This is a genomic window from Pseudaminobacter soli (ex Zhang et al. 2022) (assembly GCF_014595955.1).
Lineage (GTDB): Bacteria > Pseudomonadota > Alphaproteobacteria > Rhizobiales > Rhizobiaceae > Kumtagia > Kumtagia pseudosoli.
Genome location: NZ_JABVCF010000008.1, coordinates 95,474 through 115,177, shown reverse-complemented (window position 1 = coordinate 115,177; position 19,704 = coordinate 95,474). Strand labels below are relative to the sequence as shown.

The 19,704-nt window shown below is 63.9% G+C and carries 16 protein-coding genes; 5 read left to right on the top strand and 11 right to left on the bottom strand.

What is annotated here, in order from left to right; all coding sequences use genetic code 11:
* Positions 1 to 26: 26 nt before the first annotated feature.
* The gene (locus HUI96_RS15995) at positions 27 to 575 is read left to right on the top strand and encodes a DUF6931 family protein (protein WP_188255670.1); all 549 of its coding nucleotides are present in this window, start codon (positions 27 to 29) and stop codon (positions 573 to 575) included.
* Positions 576 to 680: 105 nt separating this feature from the next.
* Positions 681 to 2,195 carry a type VI secretion system-associated FHA domain protein TagH gene (gene tagH, locus HUI96_RS15990; RefSeq protein ID WP_188255669.1) on the top strand — a complete coding sequence of 505 codons (1,515 nt, stop codon included), beginning with the start codon at positions 681 to 683 and terminating at the stop codon, positions 2,193 to 2,195.
* Between the two features lie 53 nt (positions 2,196 to 2,248).
* Here tagH and HUI96_RS15985 read toward each other — a convergent pair whose 3' ends face one another.
* From HUI96_RS15985 to HUI96_RS15950, 8 genes are all read right to left on the bottom strand, one after another.
* Positions 2,249 to 3,427 (bottom strand): ABC transporter permease, encoded by a 1,179-nt coding sequence (locus HUI96_RS15985; protein ID WP_188255668.1) that lies wholly within the window; start codon positions 3,425 to 3,427, stop codon positions 2,249 to 2,251.
* Positions 3,424 to 4,422 carry an ABC transporter permease subunit gene (locus tag HUI96_RS15980; RefSeq protein ID WP_188255667.1) on the bottom strand — a complete coding sequence of 333 codons (999 nt, stop codon included), beginning with the start codon at positions 4,420 to 4,422 and terminating at the stop codon, positions 3,424 to 3,426. Before HUI96_RS15980 ends, HUI96_RS15985 begins: the two co-directional genes overlap by 4 nt.
* A gap of 2 nt (positions 4,423 to 4,424) precedes the next feature.
* Positions 4,425 to 6,323, bottom strand: a complete 1,899-nt coding sequence (locus HUI96_RS15975; protein WP_188255666.1) for an ABC transporter substrate-binding protein — start codon at positions 6,321 to 6,323, stop codon at positions 4,425 to 4,427.
* Entirely contained in the window at positions 6,323 to 8,224 is a 1,902-nt protein-coding gene (locus tag HUI96_RS15970) for an ABC transporter ATP-binding protein (RefSeq protein WP_188255665.1), read from the bottom strand. Before HUI96_RS15970 ends, HUI96_RS15975 begins: the two co-directional genes overlap by 1 nt.
* A 178-nt stretch (positions 8,225 to 8,402) precedes the next feature.
* Positions 8,403 to 9,332: a polysaccharide lyase gene (locus HUI96_RS15965; protein WP_188255664.1), complete on the bottom strand. Its 930-nt coding sequence runs from the start codon at positions 9,330 to 9,332 to the stop codon at positions 8,403 to 8,405.
* 17 nt (positions 9,333 to 9,349) lie between these two features.
* The gene (locus HUI96_RS15960) at positions 9,350 to 10,696 is read right to left on the bottom strand and encodes an adenylate/guanylate cyclase domain-containing protein (RefSeq protein WP_188255663.1); all 1,347 of its coding nucleotides are present in this window, start codon (positions 10,694 to 10,696) and stop codon (positions 9,350 to 9,352) included.
* 15 nt (positions 10,697 to 10,711) lie between these two features.
* Positions 10,712 to 11,506: an FkbM family methyltransferase gene (locus tag HUI96_RS15955; protein ID WP_188255662.1), complete on the bottom strand. Its 795-nt coding sequence runs from the start codon at positions 11,504 to 11,506 to the stop codon at positions 10,712 to 10,714.
* Positions 11,507 to 11,556: 50 nt separating this feature from the next.
* Positions 11,557 to 12,711, bottom strand: a complete 1,155-nt coding sequence (locus HUI96_RS15950) for a DUF3095 domain-containing protein (RefSeq protein ID WP_237684158.1) — start codon at positions 12,709 to 12,711, stop codon at positions 11,557 to 11,559.
* A 105-nt stretch (positions 12,712 to 12,816) separates the two neighbouring features.
* Here HUI96_RS15950 and HUI96_RS15945 point away from each other — a divergent pair, with 105 nt between their 5' ends.
* Together HUI96_RS15945 and HUI96_RS15940 are read left to right on the top strand one after the other, a co-directional pair.
* Positions 12,817 to 13,896: a glycosyltransferase family 4 protein gene (locus HUI96_RS15945; RefSeq protein WP_188255660.1), complete on the top strand. Its 1,080-nt coding sequence runs from the start codon at positions 12,817 to 12,819 to the stop codon at positions 13,894 to 13,896.
* Complete coding sequence (locus HUI96_RS15940) at positions 13,893 to 14,657, top strand: polysaccharide deacetylase family protein (RefSeq protein WP_188255659.1); 765 nt, start codon at positions 13,893 to 13,895, stop codon at positions 14,655 to 14,657. Before HUI96_RS15945 ends, HUI96_RS15940 begins: the two co-directional genes overlap by 4 nt.
* A 10-nt stretch (positions 14,658 to 14,667) precedes the next feature.
* On the opposite strand, the gene HUI96_RS15935 is transcribed toward HUI96_RS15940, so the two are convergent.
* The 3 genes from HUI96_RS15935 to HUI96_RS15925 all read right to left on the bottom strand — a co-directional run bounded on the left by HUI96_RS15935 (position 14,668) and on the right by HUI96_RS15925 (position 18,885).
* Positions 14,668 to 15,477, bottom strand: a complete 810-nt coding sequence (locus HUI96_RS15935; RefSeq protein WP_337918393.1) for an MBL fold metallo-hydrolase — start codon at positions 15,475 to 15,477, stop codon at positions 14,668 to 14,670.
* A 190-nt stretch (positions 15,478 to 15,667) separates the two neighbouring features.
* Positions 15,668 to 16,132 (bottom strand): cyclic nucleotide-binding domain-containing protein, encoded by a 465-nt coding sequence (locus HUI96_RS15930; protein ID WP_188255657.1) that lies wholly within the window; start codon positions 16,130 to 16,132, stop codon positions 15,668 to 15,670.
* A 38-nt stretch (positions 16,133 to 16,170) separates the two neighbouring features.
* Entirely contained in the window at positions 16,171 to 18,885 is a 2,715-nt protein-coding gene (locus HUI96_RS15925; RefSeq protein WP_188255656.1) for an ABC transporter ATP-binding protein, read from the bottom strand.
* A gap of 142 nt (positions 18,886 to 19,027) precedes the next feature.
* Here HUI96_RS15925 and HUI96_RS15920 point away from each other — a divergent pair, with 142 nt between their 5' ends.
* The gene (locus tag HUI96_RS15920; protein WP_188255655.1) at positions 19,028 to 19,702 is read left to right on the top strand and encodes a class I SAM-dependent methyltransferase; all 675 of its coding nucleotides are present in this window, start codon (positions 19,028 to 19,030) and stop codon (positions 19,700 to 19,702) included.
* Positions 19,703 to 19,704 lie beyond the last annotated feature (2 nt).

Here is a 19,704-nt window from a genome sequence, read left to right as displayed (position 1 = left end):
AGCGGCTATCCAGGGCGGCGGGCGAGATGAGCAGTCGACTTCGGTTCAACACCTCGAAGGAACTTTTCGAAGCCTTTCCGACCGCGGCCGAGGATATGACGGCGCAGCCCTCGGAACAGCCTTCGCTCGACTTCCTGCGCGGACTGCTGTCCAGCCGCACACCCGAGGACGGGGTGACCTTTTGCGCCTATCTGCTTTCCCGGCGGGTGGCCGTCTGGTGGGGCCACCAGTGCCTGACACGCTTGCCCGAAGGCTTGACCACCCAAGACGGGGCGCTGCTTGCCGCTGCCGAGGAGTGGGTCCGCGACCCGGAGGAGGAGCGCCGCTACGCCGCTCTCGACGCCGGCCTGGCAGCCCCCGTCAAGACACCCGGCGCCTGGATCGCGCTTGCGGCCGGCTGGAGCGGCGGCTCGATGTCACCGCCCGGCACGGCGCCGGTGCTGCCTCCGCCGTTCCTGACCGCACGCGCCGTCAATGCCGGCGTGCTGACGGCGATCGCCCGCGTTCCGCTCAAGCAACGGGCAGCCGTACTGTCCGCCTGTGTGTCGATGGGCATACAGATGACCGAAAGTTGAGGGCCAGGTTTGCGCCTTCCACCCCGCCTCGGTTAATGTTCCGCTTTAGGTTGGGACCTATAGTCTTGCTCGATCGAAGCTGGGCGGAGGCACCGAAGCGACAGGATGACCATCACGCTTACCATCGAGAGCGTCGATTCCCTGCCAGACGGCGGGCCGATCACCTATCAGGCGCGCAATCGCGGCTTCCAGATCGGCCGCCAGCAGCATCTCGACTGGACGCTCCCCGACCCAAGCCGGCACATCTCCGGTCTTCATTGCGAGGTGAGGTTTGAGAAGGGCGGCTACTGGCTCTATGACGTCTCGAGCAACGGCACGTTCCTGAACGGCTCCTCCGCACGGATGAAGAGTCCTTACCGACTGGCCACTGGGGACCGGCTGGCGATCGGTCAGTACATCGTCAGCGTCACGGTCGACGAACCCGGCGCGCAACTGTCCGACTGCAATGATGAGAGGGAGTCCTCGCCCCGGGCGGAGCCCTTGTCTTCGCCTTCCGACGACATCTGGAGCACCGGCGAACCCGCTCCTGCGCCGATTGATCGACGTGAACTCATGCCGGAACCGGTCAACCGCCGCCGCGCGCCGGATTTCTCAGAGCAGTTTCTTGAATTCCCTGACATGCAGCCCGCAGGCTCGCCGCAATCCGGGGCGGTGGCCGACCCGTTTTCCGGGTCCGGCGAAACTCCGTTTCAGCTTCGTCCCGATGCCGTCGCGCCACGCCCCCGATCGGAGCAGCCGTTCCACCCCGCATTCGCTCCCCCGTCGCCCGAACCATTCGCGCCGGCCGTACCGCCATCATTGGCGCCCGCGGCTTCTGTCCCGCAGGCGGCGCCGGGATCGAGCCCCGCCTCGGCGCCGCCCCTTGCGCCTTCACCCTCACAAGGGGTTCCCGAGCAGTTGCCGGCTTGGAGCCGACCGATGCCGGCCGCCGGTCCCGGTTTCGCAGGCGAACCGGCCGGCAATTTCGCCGGCCCTTCGGCATCGGTTTCCGTCGCGCCGTTTTCGGCGCAGCCCTTCCCGCCGGCGCGCCCGGCGCCGACCGGAGGCGACGCAGGTCTTTCCCGCTTCCTCCAGGGACTGGCAGCGGGAGCGGGGGTCAGTCCGGAAACGTTTGCCGGCCGCGACCCTGCTGAGGTCGGCTGCGAGATCGGCGAATCCCTGAAGGTCTGCGTCGAGCAGTTGGCGCAGTTGCTTCGCGCCCGCGCGGCGGCCAAGGCCATGACCAAAAGCTCCAGCCGCACGATGATTGGCTCGGCCCACAATAATCCGCTGAAGTTCATCCCGGGCAGCGCCGAAGCGATCGACGTGATGTTCTCGCGCCGCCGCCCCGGTTTCCTGAGCGCGAAAGGGAGCCTGGAGTCCGGCTTCGCCGACCTCAAGCGCCACGAACTCGCGACCTACACCGCCATGCAGAAGGCGCTCGGAAAGCTGCTCGACGAACTCTCGCCCGAAACGATTTCCGCCAAGGTGGGCAACGCCACCTTCTCCAAGAAGAGTCGGTCCTGGGAGGTCTTCGTCGAGCGCTGGGAACAGAAGACAGCAGAGCACGAGAACGGCATGCTCGACGTGTTCTTCGCCTACTTCGCCGAAGCTTACGACGCGGCGAACAAGAAGGGGTGAAGAGAGCCGCTCGGTACCGTCACCTCTCTTCAAGCGGGAGGGCGCCGCCGGCCCTACCTATACGGATCCGCAGCGTCGCGCAGGCCGTCGCCCATGAAGTTGAAGGCGAGGATCACCAGAACCACCGGGATCATGGGGTAGAGCAACCAGGGATAGAAGGCGATCACGTTGACGCTGCGGGCCTCGGTGAGCAGGATGCCCCAACTGGTGATCGGCGGCCTCAGACCCAGCCCGAGGAAGGACAGCGCCGTCTCGCCGAGGATCATGCCCGGTACCGCGATCGTCGCCGAGGCGATCAGGTGCGACATGAAGCCGGGGATGAGATGCCGGCCGATGATCCGGGCAGGTCTTGCGCCCATGAGTTGGGCGGCGAGTACGTAGTCCTCTTCGCGTAGCGCCAGGAGCTTGGACCGCACTGCCCTCGCGAGACCCGTCCAGTCGAGCAGGCCGAGGATCAGGGTGATGCCGAAATAGACCACGATCGGGCTCCAGGTCACCGGCATGATCGCGGCAAGCGCCAGCCACAGGGGGATGCTCGGCAAGGACTGCAGCACCTCGATGATGCGCTGGACGATCAGGTCGAAGGTGCCGCCATGATAGCCGGCGAGCCCGCCGATGATCACGCCGAGCACGAAGGAGAAGGTGACGCCGAGCAGGCCAATTGTGAGCGAGATTCTTGCGCCGTAGATGATGCGCGAAAGCACGTCGCGGCCGAGCCGGTCCGTGCCCAGGTAGAAGAACTGGCCGTCCTTGGCCGGGCAGACGAAATGGAAGCTGCCGGGGACCAGGCCCCAGAACTCGTAGGGATCGCCGGAGCAGAAGAAGCGCAGCTTCTGCACGTCGTTCGTGTCGTCGGTGTAGTTGCGCTTCAGCGTGTCCATGTCGAGCGTCATCTTGCGCCCGTAGACGAACGGCCCGACGAAGCTGCCCTCGTGGAAGAAGTGGACGTCCTGCGGCGGCGAGTAGATGAAGTCGACGTTTCGCGTATGCAGGTTGTAGGGCGCGACGAACTCGCAGATCAGGATCATGAAATAGAGTGCGGCGAGGAACATCGCCGACCACAGCGCCACCTTGTGCCGCTTGAACTTCCACCACATCAGGCGCCGCTGCGAGGCCTGGTAGACCTTCGCCTGGGCGGGCGTCATCGCCTCGACGGAGTAGGGATCGAACGGCGCGTCGGAGACGTAATGGTCGAGCGGGGCGCCGGGCGCGGGCAGCGACGAGGTGGTCATTTGGTGCTCCCGCCCTGCAGTCGGATTCGTGGATCGAGCAGCGCCAGCGCGATGTCGGAGATGAGCACGCCGATCACCGTGAGGAAGGCGAGGAACATCAGGAACGAGCCCGCCAGATACATATCCTGGCTCTGCAGCGCCCTGATCAGCATCGGCCCGGTGGTCTCAAGCGACAGCACGATGGCCGTGATCTCGGCGCCGGAGATGATCGCCGGCAGGATGGAGCCGATGTCGGAGATGAAGAAATTGAGCGACATGCGCAGCGGGTATTTGACCAGCGTCCTGAACGGGTGAAGGCCCTTGGCCCGCGCGGTCATCACATACTGCTTCTGAAGCTCGTCGAGCAGATTGGCGCGCAGGCGCCGGATCATGCCGGCGGTTCCCGCGGTTCCGATGATGATCACCGGGATCCAGAGGTGCTCGAGGATCGACTTCGCCTTGTCCCAACTCATCGGCTCGCCAAGATACCTCTGGTCCATTAGATGGCCGACCGAGGTGCCGAACCAGATGTTGGCGAAGTACATCAGGATGAGCGCCAGCATGAAATTCGGGATGGCGATGCCGAGCAGGCCGAGGAAGGTCAGCCCGTAGTCGCCCCAGCTGTACTGGTGCGTGGCCGAATACATGCCGATCGGAAAGGCGATCAGCCAGGTGAAGACGATCGTGCAGAAGGAGACCAGCACGGTCAGCCACAGCCGGTCGCCGACGACATCCGACACCGGCAGCTCGTATTCGAAGGAGTAGCCGAAGTCGCCGTGCAGCATGCCGCCCAGCCAGTAGAAATAGCGGATCACCGGCGGCTTATCGAAATCGTACTCGGCCCGTAGCTGGTTCAGCCGGTCCATGTCGACGCCTTCGCCTTGCGCCCTGAGTTCGGCGGCGTAGCTCTCGAAATAATCCCCGGGCGGCAGCTCGATGATGGTGAAGATCAGCGCGGAGATGATCAGCAGGGTCGGCACCATCACCGCCAGGCGCCAAAGGATGTAGCGGATCACGGTCAGCTGTCCTCAAGCCAAAAGGTGTCGGGCTTGTAGATGCCCAGATAGCAGGTGGGGTCGAAGCCGTAGAGGCCTTCCTCCGGCAGGTTGCGAAGCTTGGCCGAGCGCAGGATCGGCTGTAGCGTCTGATTGACGATGCCGATCGAGAAGACCTGGTCCGTGTAGATCGTGAGCATCTGGTGCCAGATCTTGGTTCGCTCTTCGACGGTGGCGGACGCCTTCCATTTCCGTAGCAGTCCGACCAGTTCGACCACCTCCGGCATTTCCGGCGGGCGGCCCTGGTCGCCGCCCGTCATGTAGTGGATGCCCCAGATCGGCCATTGCAGGCTGTCCTCGGCCGTGGGCGCGAGCTGGTCCGGGCTCATGTCCGGCGTCGGCACGCCGTTGTCCATGCCCGACCACAGCGAGAGCATGATAGAGCCGGCAATCGCGCGACTGCGGAAGATGTCGCGCTGCGAGGTGCGTATGAAGATCGCCAGGCCGATCTGCCGCCAATGGTCGGCGACGAGTTCCAGCACGTCGGTCTCGAGCGTGCTCTCGCCTGGCGTCTCGATGATCAACTGGGCCGAGCGGCCGTCCGGCAGGATGCGGATGCCATCGTCGTCCCGCTTGTCGAGGCCGACGTCGTCGAGCAGTGCGTTGGCGCGCTCGCGGTCGAAGCCGATCCAGGCCTGTGCGTATTCGGGCCGGTAAAGCGGGCTGGTGGGCAGAACCGTGTCGGAGCTTTCCTTGCCCAGCCCGAAGAAGCAGGCGAGGTTGATCTCGCGCCGGTCGAGGGCGATCGAGAGCGCGCGCCGGAAGCGGACGTCCTGGATGATGCCACGCCAGACCTCGTCGGCATAGTTGAGGTTGGGCAAGATGGCGAAGCGTGCGCCCTGGATCTTGGTCCAGAGGCTGACCTTGACGGGGTAGCGCTTCTCCGCGTCCTTCAGGAAGGTGTAATCGGCGAAGTCGATGCCCGTTGCCTGAAGGTCGCTTTCGCCGGCGCCGGTCTTGGCCGGCACGATCGCGGAGGAGCTGACATTCAGCACCACGCGGTCGATATAGGGAAGCTGCCGCCCGTTCTCGTCGACCCGGTGGAAGAACGGGTTGCGCTCGAAAACATACTGCTCGGCGGGCGATTCCGTGGTGTTGCGCCACGGGTCGAGCGTCGGCAGCGCCGGATTCTCCGGCCTGTAGGTCCGCGACATCTTGATATGGAGCCCGGTCCACTTCTTGGCCTTGTGCTCCTTCATCAATTCCTTGAGCTTGTCCTCGCTCTGGTACTTGCCGTGGAACTGTTTCAGATAATGGGCGGGCAGCACGAGGGTCTGGGGCTGCGCCGATGCCAGGCTCGGCAGGAAGTCAGGATTGGGCGCGTCCCAACTGTACCGGACTGTCAAGGGATCGACGATCTCGAACTTAGGCCCCTTGCCGTTGACACGCAGGCTGATCGGAATCCCGCCGGATGTCAGGTCCTCGTTGTTGATGATGTCTTCCCAGCAGTAGCGGAAGTCCTCGACCGAGAGCGGAGTCCCGTCGGACCATCTGTGGCCTTCGCGCAAGCGGAAGGTGAAGATGCGCTCTTCTACGACTTCGTAGCTGTCCAGGATGTCCGGCTCGAACTCGAGCTTTTCGTTGTAGCCGATCAGTCGGGCATAGCCGTAGATCGTCATGACACGGATGTCGCGCGGGCCGCCGATGATGGTGCGAATGCTCCCGCCGTTTCGCCCGGGCAGTCTGCCCATTCCTGCGAGATTGATGACGCGAGGTGTTTTGGGCAGGCGGACCGCGATCGGCGGCAGTTCGCCGGCCTCTATTTTCGGGAGCAGGGACTCTACCTCGATCCCCGCAGCCCGGAGCTTGGCCGGCATCAGCGTCGTCGCCAGCAGCCCGAGTGCGGTGCGGCGCGTGATCATCAGACCATCTCCCTCGCATCCGCCGAGCGGCGTGCCAGGACGAAGTGCCCTTCGCCCAGATCCGCCGGCGTTAGCGAGTCCTCTCCATCGGAACGGAACTGAGGCGGCCATGCGCTCTGGTCCGACGCGCCGGTTGCCTGCAACGTGTTGAAGTCGAGGGGCCGATCCAGGTCGGGGAAGGGGACTGCTGCCAGCAGCGAGCGGGTATAGGGATGGATTGGCCGCTGCATCAAGGTCTCGCGCGGGGCGACTTCGACGATGCGGCCCGCGCACATGACGGCGATCCGGTCGGCCATGTAGTCGACGACCGCCAGATTATGAGAGATGAACAGGTAGGTCAGCCCGAGTTCCTGCTGCAGATCCTTCAGCAGATTGAGGATCTGGGCCTGGACGGAGACGTCGAGAGCGGAAACCGGTTCGTCGCAGATGAGAAGCTCGGGTCCGAGCGCCAGGGCGCGTGCTATGCCGATGCGCTGCCGCTGGCCGCCGGAGAAGGAGTGCGGGTAACGGTTGAGGGCCCGCTCATCGAGGCCGATGGCCTTGAGCAGCGATATGGCCTTGTCCTTCCGCGATGCGGCATTGCCGCGCTTGTGGATCTCGAGCGGCTCGGTGAGGATGTTCTGCACCGTCATGCGCGGCGACAGCGAAGACACCGGATCCTGAAACACCATTTGAATCCTTGAACGGACTTCGCGAAGTTCCTCTCCCTGCGCCTTCAGGAGATCGATCGGGCCCTTCCCGCTGTTGAAGAGCACACCGCCGGAGTCCGGCGTGACGGCCCGCATCAGGATCTTGCTGACCGTCGTCTTGCCGCAGCCGCTTTCGCCGACGAGACCCAGGCACTCGCCTCGCTTGACGTCGAAGCTCACCCCGTCGACGGCACGCACGGGCTTCTCCGTACCTTTCCAGAGCCAGCTCGACTTCTGCGTGGTATAGGATTTGACCAGTTCGCGGGCGGAGACGAGAATTTCCGGCGCGGCTGCCTGTTCCTTCCGCTCGGCCCGGCCGATCAGTGTTCCGACATCGACCTTGACCTCGCGTAGTGCCTTCAGCCTCTCGCCCGTCTTCATGTCGAAGTGCGGGACTGCCGCCATGAGGCCCTTGAGGTAGGGATGGGTCGGCCGGCGGAAGATGTCTTCGACCGTGCCCGCCTCCATGATCTCGCCGTGGTAGATGACCACGACCTCGTCGGCGATGTTCGCCACCACCCCGAGATCGTGCGTGATCAGCAGCATCGCCATATTGAGCTTGGACTGCAGATCCTTGAGCAGGTGCAGGATCTGCGCCTGGATGGTGACGTCGAGCGCGGTCGTCGGCTCGTCGGCGATCAGCAAAGCGGGTCGGCAGAGCAGCGCCATCGCGATCATGGCGCGTTGCCTGAGGCCGCCGGAGAGCTCGAACGGATACATGTCGTAGGCGCGTTCGGGTTTCGGGAAGCCGACCAGCCCGAGCATCTCGATCGTGCGCGCCTTGATTTCGGCTGCCGTAAAACCGGAATGGATGCCGAGCGTCTCGTCGATCTGGTTGCCGATCGTATGGAGCGGCGACAGCGACGTCATCGGCTCCTGGAAGATCTTGCCGATGCGACTGCCGCGCAGGGCCCTGATCTCCGCACCATCGCGCGGCAGTTTCAGGATGTCCGTCGAGAGCCCGGTCTTGGGGTCGTTGAAAACGATTGAGCCGCGCACCTTCGCCGTGTTCGGCAGGATGCCCATTACGGCCTGGCTGATCACCGATTTGCCGGAGCCGGATTCGCCCACCAGCGCCGTCACCTTGCCGGGAAGGATGCGGAAGCTCGCATTTCGCACGGCATGCACCGGCCCGCCGACTACGGCGAATGAGATACCGAGGTTCTCGATCCGGAGGAGATCGTCTCCCGCGCTCTTTCCAGAAACATCCATCGGCTGTTCGCCGCCCACCTTTGTTCTTCCCCAGCCTCGACAGTAACTTGAAGCCGGGGAACTGCAAGGCCCGCATAGTGATGAGATTTGACAAGTCTATGTCGGGCGGCCGAACAAAGTTGTTTGAGCGGCGAAGGGAGGGGCGAGGCGCGGCTGGGCAGCAAGCCCGCGCCCAATACTAGAAATTGCAGGGAGCCCCCACGAGCACATCCTTGCAGTGAGGCGAGCGGCGGAAATCGTCGTAGTAGAGCGTCCATTCCCCCGCATTGGCCGCCCTGTATGGCCCGAACTTGAAATACTGATTGGGCCCCAGTCCCTGGTCAGCGTGCCCGATATGTCCCTTGATGGTGACGATCGGCTTGCCGTTGGCGTAGAGCTCGATGTGACCTGATCCGTCCGGGCCGGGCTTGGTGTAGACTGCGAAGTCGATCCAGCCGGAGTTCGGCGCGGGCAGCTTGTTACCGTGGTCGATCACCTGGATCGCCGACGTGCAGCTTGCATAGAGCTTGCCGTCTTCCGGCGTCCAGGCGGTGTCGGTGGCGACCAACGCCCGCATCTGATTGGTGTCCGGGCGCAGCCACACCGGCACTGCCCCGGCATCGCACGGTTCGGAGGGCTTTTCTATCGCCCCCTGCGCGACATAGTTCGTCTCCACGGTCGCGAAGAGTTTGCCCTTGCGCAGACGCAGCGCCAGGAAAGGGCTGAAGTCGCCCTCTGCCCCCGGATCGATCTCGCGCTTCCACTGCGCGATCAGATAGCGATGGTCGTCCTGGGGGATGGGATCGGCGAACTTGACCGCGAAGCCGTACCAGACGCCCTGGTCATATGGGACGCGCAGTTCCGGTCTTTCCCAGATCTCGGCGCGCTCGCTGCATCCGTCCTTGCTCGTCGGGCAGATTGGCCGGATGGTGAGTTTCAGCGCGCCTTTGCCGTTGCGCATTACGTCCTGCTGGAACTCGAAGGTGCCGGCGCTCTGCTCATAGTTCTCCTTGTAGTAGAGTCCCCCCGCATCGGTGAAATCCGGGCCCTCCAGGCTGTCCTTCAGAACCAGATCATTGGCATTGGCGAGCGAAGACGTTGCGATGCTGAACGCTGCGAGTGCTGTCATGCCGAACGTTCTCAGCCTCACTGGATCGCCTTCCCATTTCCTGATCCGGGCTGGCCTGCCGCAGTGTCGCGCAGGAGCAGCATCAGTTGCTCAGCGTCCGAAACACCGTCATAGCTGATCTCGATTGAGCCATCATCGTCAAGCTCGGAAAAGTCGGCGATGTCAGGGTGCTGTATCGTCAGCTTTTCCTTCACGCCCTGAAGTTTCTCCCTGCCGAGCGTAATCCAGGAGCCGCCGCAATAGTTGGCGAATTCCTCGCTGGCTATGACGCTTTGAGGATACTTCTTGGTGAGCGCCTGCAGCCGCTGCACCTGGTTCACTGACGAGCCGAAGGCCGAGAAGGTCAGGCGGTCGTTCAGTCCCACATTGCCGAACATGACATTGCCCACGTGCAGTCCGATGCCATAGCCGAGTTCGGCGCGGCCCTGCAGCCGCCTTCGTTCGTTGAGTACCTGCATTCGGGCGGTCGCCTTGGCAGTCGCCGCGAGCGCCGTCCGGCAGGCGATCTCCGATGGCTCGTGATGGCGATCGCAGGGGTAGACTGCGAGAAAGCCGTCGCCCAGGAAGCTCAGAATCTGCCCGCCGCTGCGGTTGAAGGGCGCCGCTATGGCGTCGAAGAACTGGTTCAGCGACTCGATGTAGGCCTCGCGGCCTTCCTGCTCGGCGAGCATGGTCGAGCCCCGCATGTCAGCCATGACAAGTGCGGCCCGGATCGTGTCACCCTGGCCGCGGCGGATATTGCCATTGAGCACGCGCTTGCCCGCATCGGGTCCGAGATAGGTTGTGAGCATGTTGTCGGCGAGCCGGTGCAGCACCGCCATCTTCGCCGCCACGGCAAGATTGTTCTGGATGCGCAGCAGCGCGGCGATCACCGCCTCGCTGAAGCCGGTCGGACTGTCGGTCGACCAGGACCCCATCATGCCCTGTTCCTTCCCAGCCCCGAAATAGTGCTTGAAGGCGATGTAGTCGGTGATCTCGAGCTTCTTCAGTTCGTCGAAGATCGGAAACTCCGATGGGCTGTTCGGGTCGATCCGGCGCCTGAGATGATCGAGCTTGTTCGCCAGCAGGTGGTAGTAGGGGCTGCGAAGAAAGCGTTCCGACCGCTCCCCCGGCTTGTTCCGGAAGCCTTCGACGCGCATGCCGGAGCCACGCTCCCAGGTGAAGCCTAGCGCGTCGTAGAGGGGATGCAGCATCGAAAAGGTGAGATGCACGCGCGCCAGCGGCAGGCCCGCCGCTGCAACGCGCTCGCAAAATCCGCGGATGATCGTTTCGAGGTCGTCCCCGGCAAGCGAGGATTGGGTCAGCCAGTCCGCCACCCGGTCCATCAGGATGGTGGAGACTTCGGTCGACGTGCCGGTAGCCATGCGGTGTCCGCTCGTTCAGGTTCTTTGTTCGAAGACGAGATCAGCACCCTTCGGCCTGGACCTCAGGATGATGCCGAAAGCTATGTAGGAATGGAGACCCGGATAGTGAACCAGTGATGGGCCGCAAAATTGAGGTTTGAACATGCGGCCAAGGCGCCAGGTTGCCAAAGCGGTCCTGAGCCGGCGCATGACGCGGCCGCCGGCCAGGGTCCGCTCGAACAACTCCGGGTGGACGGCAATCTGGAGGGCCTTGGCAGGATATCCGCTTAGCTGCGCCAGTTGCTGAGCCATCTCGTATTCGTACCCTTCGATGTCCACCTTGACCATGCAGGGAGCGCCCTCCGCATGCTCCATGATCTCGCGCAGGCTAAAACCCTCGGCCGTCGCGCATTCCCCGTTTCCGATCGGCAGGACGCTTGTCTCGGAACTGCCGAAGCCTTTCACCGCATGCACCGAGACGGACCGGCGATCCGACAATGCGCCCGCGAGGACGGTGACATTGGGCAGGCGCTGAGCCAGCCGCTGGAGCAGGGCGGCGCATTTCGGGTCAGGGTCGACGGCGACGACGGATTTCGCAATTTCGGCGGCATAGAAGGGCGTGACACCGATCCAGGCGCCTATGTCGACGAACACGGTTTCCCGATCGAGGTGGCGTTCGAGGACGCGGAAGGTGCCGGGCTCCCAGCTTCGCGCAGCCAGCCGCAGATAGAATTTTCGATACTCCGGGAGATCGGGCAGAGCGACGGTGTGCCCAAAATAGCTGACGTCGATTGTTCGGACGTCAGGCGCGATATATTCGCGAACGCCCATAAGCTGCTGCAGATGGCCGGCATGTATCCCGGCCGATCTGGTTGACTACGTCATGCAGCCGCGACGGCCTTCGCCTTGAGGTTGGACGCGGCCATGGCATAACCGCCTGCGGCGCCATCGATGAAGTGCATGTGATCGCCCTGGAGCGGCGACGCCACCAGGCAGGTCATCAGAGCCGAATCCTGCCGGTGCAGTCCGTATCGCGCGACACCTTCCGCCTCCGCTTGCTTCAGGCGCTGCTCTATCCCGTCGACGGCCGCCGCATCGAGATCGAGGGTCAGCTTCAGTCCGTCGTCGAATTTCCGGAAGTCCGAATTCGCGGTGACTTCCTCGACATAGTGGCGGCCGTTGAACCTGCCGAGGCCCAGACCGGTCGCCCGCGAGAAATTCAGGGCTGCGGTCTGGAGCAGGATGGGGATCTTGGCGAATAGCCTTCGGCCGGCGGGTGCAAGGGCGCGTGCTTCCGCATCGATGCCGCTTGGGGGAAAACGGATGTGCAGCGCCTCAACTGAGACCGGGTGTCCGCCGCGGTGCTGCTGGCCGGCTATGGCGAGCACGTCGGTGACGAGTTGCTGGAATGCCGCCGTTGCCGTTCCGCTCACGGGAACGGCGATGATGGAGACAATCTCGCCGCGAGTGGCCTGGATGGGATCCCAGCGGCAGGAGAGACCCGTGAGATCGGGCCTCGTCCCGCCGGGGGCGGCAGGAACCACGTAGCGGCCGGCCTTCATCTCTGCTTCGGCCCAGCTTGCCCCGCCGCCGGTGAACATCGCGTAGGACACGCCCGGGCTCGCGTTGAACATCGCCACCCGCACATCCAACCCGCGCGCCCTGATGTCACCGATCGGCACGATCGCGGCGCGCATGGTGAGATCGAGTTCGTCCGCCACCCAGGTCTGGGTAGCGGCCAGCGCAGTGACCGCTATGTTACGTAGTCTTCCTGGGACCGCTACGACGGCACCGTCGCCGCCGAACACAAAGGGCAGGTCGCGCCGCCCGAGCGCGTTGAGGAGCGCCGAGATCATGCTGGCCCCGGCCATGTTGACGGCCTTGTAGCGACCTCGGTCGATCGCCTGGGTCGAGCCGACGATGTCGGTCGTCGCCAACGCCCAGTCTTCCGGCAGGGGCCTGTAGTTTCGGACATCCGCCACCCCTTCGAATTGCGAGAAGGTCGGGATGGAAGCGAGGAAGCGGTCATCCGGCATGTGCGGCTCCATCAGCCTCTTCTTGGCACACTCATATGGTGCTCCCGGATGGGCCTCGCCATCCGCAAATTGACTTGGCCACCCGCCGCAGCCATAGGCAGGCGCATGAAGATCGCCTTCTACGCGCCGATGAAGGCGCCGGATCACCCCGTTCCGTCGGGCGACCGGCTGATGGCGCGGCTGCTGATCGAGGCGCTGCGGCGTGTCGGCCATATGGTTTTCGTCGCGTCGGAGCTTCGCGGCTACGGCTCGAGTCCAGACACGTTTCCGGAACGGCAAGCGGCCGGCACCGCCGAAGCCGAGCGGCTTCTGACCGAGTGGCGCGGGAGCGGTGCACCCGATCTGTTCTTCTGCTACCACCCCTACTACAAGGCGCCGGACTTCCTCGGCCCGCTGCTCTCGTCGGCGCTCGCCATTCCCTATGTCACTGCCGAGGCGTCCTATTCACGCCGCCGCGGGGAGGGGCCCTGGGCTCACTCGCAGGCGGTTGTGGAAGCCGGGTTGCGCCAGGCCGCACTCAACATCTGCTTTACGCAACGCGACCGGGAAGGCCTCAGGACCGTAGTTGCCGAGGAGCGGTTGGCGATGCTGCCGCCCTTCATCGATTGCGCTGCATTCACCCTTGCCAGAGCCGGCTCGTTCCCGCCGCGCTTGATGACGGTCGCCATGATGCGGCCCGGCGACAAGCTGGAAAGCTACCGTTTCCTGGCTCGAGCACTGAGACGATGCCTCGATCTGCCGTGGACACTTTTCATCGTGGGGGACGGCGCGGCCGGGGATGAGGTTCGATCACTTTTTGCGGATTTCCCGCCGGACCGGGTCGACTGGCTGGGCGAGAGGCCGCCCAAAGATCTGCCGAGGATTCTGGCCGAAGGCGATCTCTACGTCTGGCCGGGGATCGGAGAAGCCTTTGGTCTGGCCTACCTCGAAGCTCAGGCTGCGGGGCTGCCGGTGGTGGCGCAGGCCGTGGCGGGGGTTCCGGAGGTGGTGATCGACGGCGCCACCGGTATTCTGACTCGGGAAGGCGATCTGGACGCTTATGCGGCTGCTATCAGGCGCCTGCATGAACAGCCGGACCTGCGCAAAACGCTGCGCGAACAGGCACGCCGCTTCGTCTTCGCCGAGCGATCGCTCGACCGCGCGGCCGACCGTCTTTCTGCCTTGCTTGCGAGGTTCGAGCCATGACGGAGGATCACGTCTGGCAACCCCTGGCGGACGCCCTTCAGAGATGGCGCGACTCCGGGCAGCAGCCGGTGTTCTGGCTGCGTGACGACGACGCGATCGAGCGAACCAAACCGATGGAGCGCCTGGTCGATCTCACAGCGGATTTTCGCGTGCCCATCGCTCTCGCCGTCATTCCTGCCCATGCCGATCCGGGACTGGCAAGCTACGTTGATGGCAGGAAGCATGTCCGGCCGGTGGTTCACGGCTGGACACACGAAAACCACGCGCCCGCCGATCAGAAGAAGCAGGAACTCGGGCCCCATCGCCCGGCAGGGATGGTGTTGGACGAACTCCGCCAATCGCTGGCGAAGATGGACGATCTGTTCGCCCGGTGGTCCCCGGTCCTCGTGCCCCCGTGGAACCGGATTGATGCGGCTCTGACACCAAGCCTGCGCGAAGTGGGATTTTCCGCCCTGTCCGTATTCGGCCCGCCCAAGCCGGCGGCCCTGCCGCTGGTCAATTCGACGATCGACATCATGGACTGGCACGGCACCCGCGGCTGCCGGCCGCACGCTGCGCTCGTGGCGGAGATCGTCGCCCAGCTTGAAGCTGCACGAGTGGGTCACGCGCCGGCGATCGGAGTGCTCACCCACCACCTGGTTCATGACGAGGCGGCGTGGGTGTTTTTGGAGCGGCTGTTTGCGGAGACTGCCGGGCTTTGCCGCTGGGTCGATGTCGATGAGTTGCTCGCCGAGGATGCGGCGACGCCGGGCAGCCGATAAGAGCTTTCGACTAAGCTGTTGCCTGTTTCGCCTCAGCAGAGGCGATCTCGATCGACTGGCCGTCACGCGCGGCGAACGCGCCAGGGAATTCCGCCTTGGCCTTCGCTTCGATCTTCGCCAGCGCCGCATCCGTCCGGAAAGGATCGTGGTGGAACAACCCGAGCCTGCGTGCACCCGCGGCCTTGCACAGGCGAACGCCCTCCTGCCAGCTCGAATGCCCGAAGCCGCGGTACTTGGCCATCTCCTCGTCGGTGTAGGCGGCGTCGTAAAGGACGAGGTCGGCCTTCTCGATCAGTGACAGGACGTTCGCGTCAGGCTTTCCCTCGACGTGCTCGGTATCGAATACAAGGGCCACGGCCCGGCCGCCGAATTCCACGCGGTAACCTATGCAGCCGCCGGGGTGGTTCAGGCGGGCCGTCCGGATCGTCACCTCCGGCCAGGGATTGAGCACGTCCCCGGCTTTCAGGTCCCGCGCGTCTAGTGAAGCGCTGCAGATCCCGATGCCGACCGGAAACCATGGCGGCTGCATCAGTTCCCGCAGCATCTCCTCGGTGGTCATGACCTCCGTCAGGCCGGACCAGATCTGGACCCCGATGGCGCAATCGTACAGCGGCGCAAAGAACGGAAAGCCCTGCACGTGGTCGTAGTGGAAATGCGTGAAGAAGAGATGCACCTCGCGCACTCCCTCCTTGAGCAGTTGGATGCCGGCGGGCTTGATCCCCGTCCCTGCATCGAAGAGCAGGGTTCGGCCGCCGCATGAAACCTCAACGCAGGCGGTGTTGCCGCCATATCGGCGAAACTCGCTTCCGGAGACCGGCACGCTGCCGCGCGCGCCCCATATCCGTACCTGAAGGCTGTCGTCTCTGCCCGCGGCCTCTGCTGGCGATTGGGTCCGGGATGCGTCGACGGCCCGGAGGCTCCGCACGGGGGCGGCTTTGGGCAGGACGCAAGAGGCAGCCTGACTGCTGGCGGGTGTTGCGCCCATGATTGGGCTCGGCTTGGCGCGCGCGCTACGAATTTGTCTGCCTCGCCTTGCTGCGGGCGGCCGTCAGTTCCGCCGTCGTGTGACTGAGGCGGTCGGCCAGCACCTTGACGATTTCGACCGTCATCTCCGGAAACTCGGTGAGCAGCCGCAGGAAGTGGTCCTTGCGGATGCGTAGCACTTCGAGCGGGGCTGCTGCCCGAACAGTCGCCGTTCGGGAGACATCGCAGAGGATGGCGATCTCGCCAACGATTTCATTCGGCTCCACCTCGGCCACCTTGATCTGGCCGGTCGGGGAATCGACGATGACGTCGGCCCTGCCCGAGAGCACGACGTAAGCCGCGTCTCCTTCGTCGCCCTGATGGAACAGCGTCTGACCCTCGTTGTAGGTCACACGGTCGGAGGTGAAGGCCAGGAGCTTCAGCTTGGCCGGAGCGACGCGCGAGAAAAGCGGTATCTTCCGCAATGTCCCAACTTCGTCGTTTAGCAGCATGATCGTCCAGCCCCGAAGATCATCGCCCAGCGGTGTCCTTATGCCACCAGTCGCATGAACATACCGTTTTCCTTCGACAGAGTCTCCGGCGTTCCATCCTGAACAATCTCGCCCCCATGGAAAACGATTATCCGCTCGAAAAGGTTCGCGAGACCCGCGTTTGGCAGGACCCATATGACCGCAGGATTACGACCGTCACGTGTCACTTCCTCCAGAACGTTCTTGGTGACTACATCCTGCGACCTTTGGTCCAGCGCCGAAAGCGGCCTATTGAGGATGAGGAAGTCACCACGCTTCAGCAGCGCCCGGGCCAGGTCGAGCTTCTGGCGCTGTGCGCTTGTCAGGCGCCGGCCGCCGACACCCACGTTGAACTCGAGCCCGATGTCCAGCACCTCGTCGTGAAGCCCGAGCGTGTCGAGGAGTTCGCGCACCAGCGACCGGATGCGCTCCGGCCCGTCGGGCTGGTTGTGCTCGATGCGCCCGAACAGGACATTGTCGATCAGGGTCGCGGCAGTGGTGTATTTCTCCGGATCGTAGCGCTCGATCGCGCGCTTCAGGTCTTCCGGCAGATCCTTATGGAATCGATGACGCGCCGCCACGATCCGGTCCATGAGCTCCGGGGTGAGCAGGCCGAAGCGATGCCGCGGCTCGATATAGGCGAAGGACAGTTTGATCATCCTCACCCTGTCCTCGGGGTTCACCACATCGAAGGGCTTGCCGCGAAGGCGCTGCAGCAGTTGCTCATAGACCGGGATCTCCTCGGGTGCCATGAAGGCGAGTTGCTGGAAGAACGGATGGTCCGGAGGAAGATCGGCGAACAGTTCGATCGCGTTCTCGGCGATCGCTATGCCCATGAGGTAGAGGTCTTCGCCGAGCCTATCCTCCCTCAGGATGGACTTGAAATATTCGCTGCGCGCCAGCTCCTTGTCGGAGAGTTCGGAACCGCTCGCTGCGCCGAACAGAAGGTTCTCGCCGACCGTGGCATGTACGTTGTACGCGTTCGGCTCGAAGGAAGCGATGAGGCTGCTCAAGCCTTGTTCGTGCAGTCGTTGTCTTAGTGCCTGGCGCACTTCCACGATCCGCCCGGTGATCCCCGGATGGAGCTTGGGATCGACCCGTGAGCGAAGCGCGAGGTCGAGTATGTCCTGGGTCAGCACGACCGCATCGAGCACCGGACGCAGCACGTAGTAGAGGTCTTCAGGGCCGGTCGCTCCCGCCGCGGCATAGTCCACCCAGTCCGAGTTCGGATCGTAATCGGGATTGCCGGCGATCTTGGCCTCTTCCATGTGCCATCGGCGTTGGGCCGATGCATCCTCGTCGTATTTGGGCTCGCTCAGCGGGGCATGCTTGAGGCCGTAGAGAAAGTTGTCGCGCAATGATCCCTGGAACAGGTAGGTGTCCGACGAGGCATAGGCTATGCGCCTTCCCGTGACGGCTTCGGGGAGTTCGAGAAGATCCCTGTCGCCTATGCTGATGCGTCCGGATTCCGGCCAGGCCAACCGTGCAAACGCCTCTGCCAGCGCTTCCGCTCCGCCTGCCGCGGTTCCGACCACGGCGACCTTCTCGCCGGGATGGATCTGCACCGAAACCCGGTTCAGGACCTTGGCGCCGCTGTCGTCGATCATGCTCAGATGCGAGGTTGCGAGGGGCTCCGTGATCGGCCCGACCGGATGCGGAGTGAGCATCTGCAACTTTTCGTCCATGATCGTGTCGACAGTGAACTGCTCGACGACCTGCGCGTACTTGACCTGCACATCCTGCCGGTTCTGGTCCCAGTCGATGAGTTCCTTCAGGGGGCCGGGTAGGTCCTTGTATGCGTTGATGACCGCGACCAACTGGCCGATGTCGAGACGGCCCTGCAGCGCGAACCAGCCGCCGACCAGGTAGAACAGGAACGGCGTGACCTGGGCGAGGAAGTTGTTGATGAACTTGACGAGGAATTTCCACTGGTAGAGGTCGTAGCGGATCTTGAAGATGCGCCCCAAGCGATCCGCGATATCGGCGCGCTCGTAGTTCGACGTGTCGTTGATGTGGATCGCGCCGATGCCTTCGACGAGTTCTCCGACACGGCCGGACAATGCGCGTGCCGTCAGTTGCCGCTCCCGGCCGAGCCGGATCAGCCGCTTGCGCATTTGCGGGATGAGCACGAGTTGGATGGCCACGATGAAGGCGGCAATCATGCCCAGCCAGAAACTTTGGACGATGATGAAGATGAGCGCCGTAAGCGCCTGTCCGCCAAGCAGCGCAGGCTGTACGAAAGCGTCGCCGATGAAGCCGCCGAGAGGCTCGACCTCGTCCTTCACCATGGTGGCGACTTCGGAGGGCTTGATGCGCTTGAAGTTACCGGGTGGGAAGCGAAGCACCCGGTCGACAAGCTGGAAGCGGATCCGGCGCAGCATGCGCTCGCCAAGCCGGCCCTTGTAGGTGTTGATGTAGAGCTTGAAGGCGCCGTTCACGATCACCAGGCCCAGAAAGACCAAGCTCAGCCCGACCAGTGTCTGGGTGCGGTTCAGTTGGAAGCCGTCGAACAGATGGAGGCTGCCGAGCAGCGGCACGTCGACGTCGATCGCCAGGAAGGGCTGGGTGGCGCCCGGGGTCTCGAAGCCCTGGCCCTGAATCGGTCCGTTGACGATCCGCTTGGGCAGATCGAAGGACATGAAGTAGGGGATCATCGACAGGGCGACGACGAACAGGATCCAGATCTGCTGCCGCCAGGTGTGGACCCAGATATATCGGGCGAGGCTGGGGTCCATGCTCTCAGGCCCCTCCGAGTATGGCCGGGGCAGAAGCTGCCGTGTCGACAATGCCGTCATGTCCCGGCCTATCGCTCAACTGCATGGACCTGTCTGATGCCCGCCGATTGCCTGACCCCGCCCTTCAGCCTACAACACCAAGATGCAGGAAGCTACCCGGCCCGCCGAAGCTGAACAGGACTGGCATGCCGACGCCTTCGACCTGGCGCGCGGCGTTGCAGCCTATACGGGAAGTCCGCTGCTGAAGGGCGTCGCCAGGGTAATCGGCCGCTATCCGCAGGCCGCGATCGCCAATGCATTCAATCACAAGCAGGTGGCCTGCAAGACGTGGGCGCGCGACAGGCTGTTCGAATGCGCCGGCGGCGCTTTCGGCCGCATCTGCATCGTCGGCGGCTGGTACGGCGTGCTGGCGGGCATGCTGCTCGAGGACCATCGCTTCACGATCGGGCAGATCGAGAACAGCGACATCGATCCTGATGTCGCTGCCATCGCGCAGACGCTGAACGAGGCCTTTGGCGATCGCTTCCGCGCTCTGACCGCGGATATGTACAGGCTCGATTACATGCGGCTGCGACCCGACCTCGTGATCAATACGAGTTGCGAGCACATCCCGGACCTGCGGGCATGGCTTTCGCTGATTCCGTCGGGGACGCGCGTGCTCCTCCAGTCGAACGACTATTTCGCGCATCCGACGCATGTCGCATGCGTGAACTCGTTGGCGGAATTCGAGAAATTGGCTCGGCTGTCGCGCGTCGATTTCGCCGGCGAGCTGCCGCAGAAGAAGTACACGCGCTTTATGCTGATCGGGCGGGTGTAACC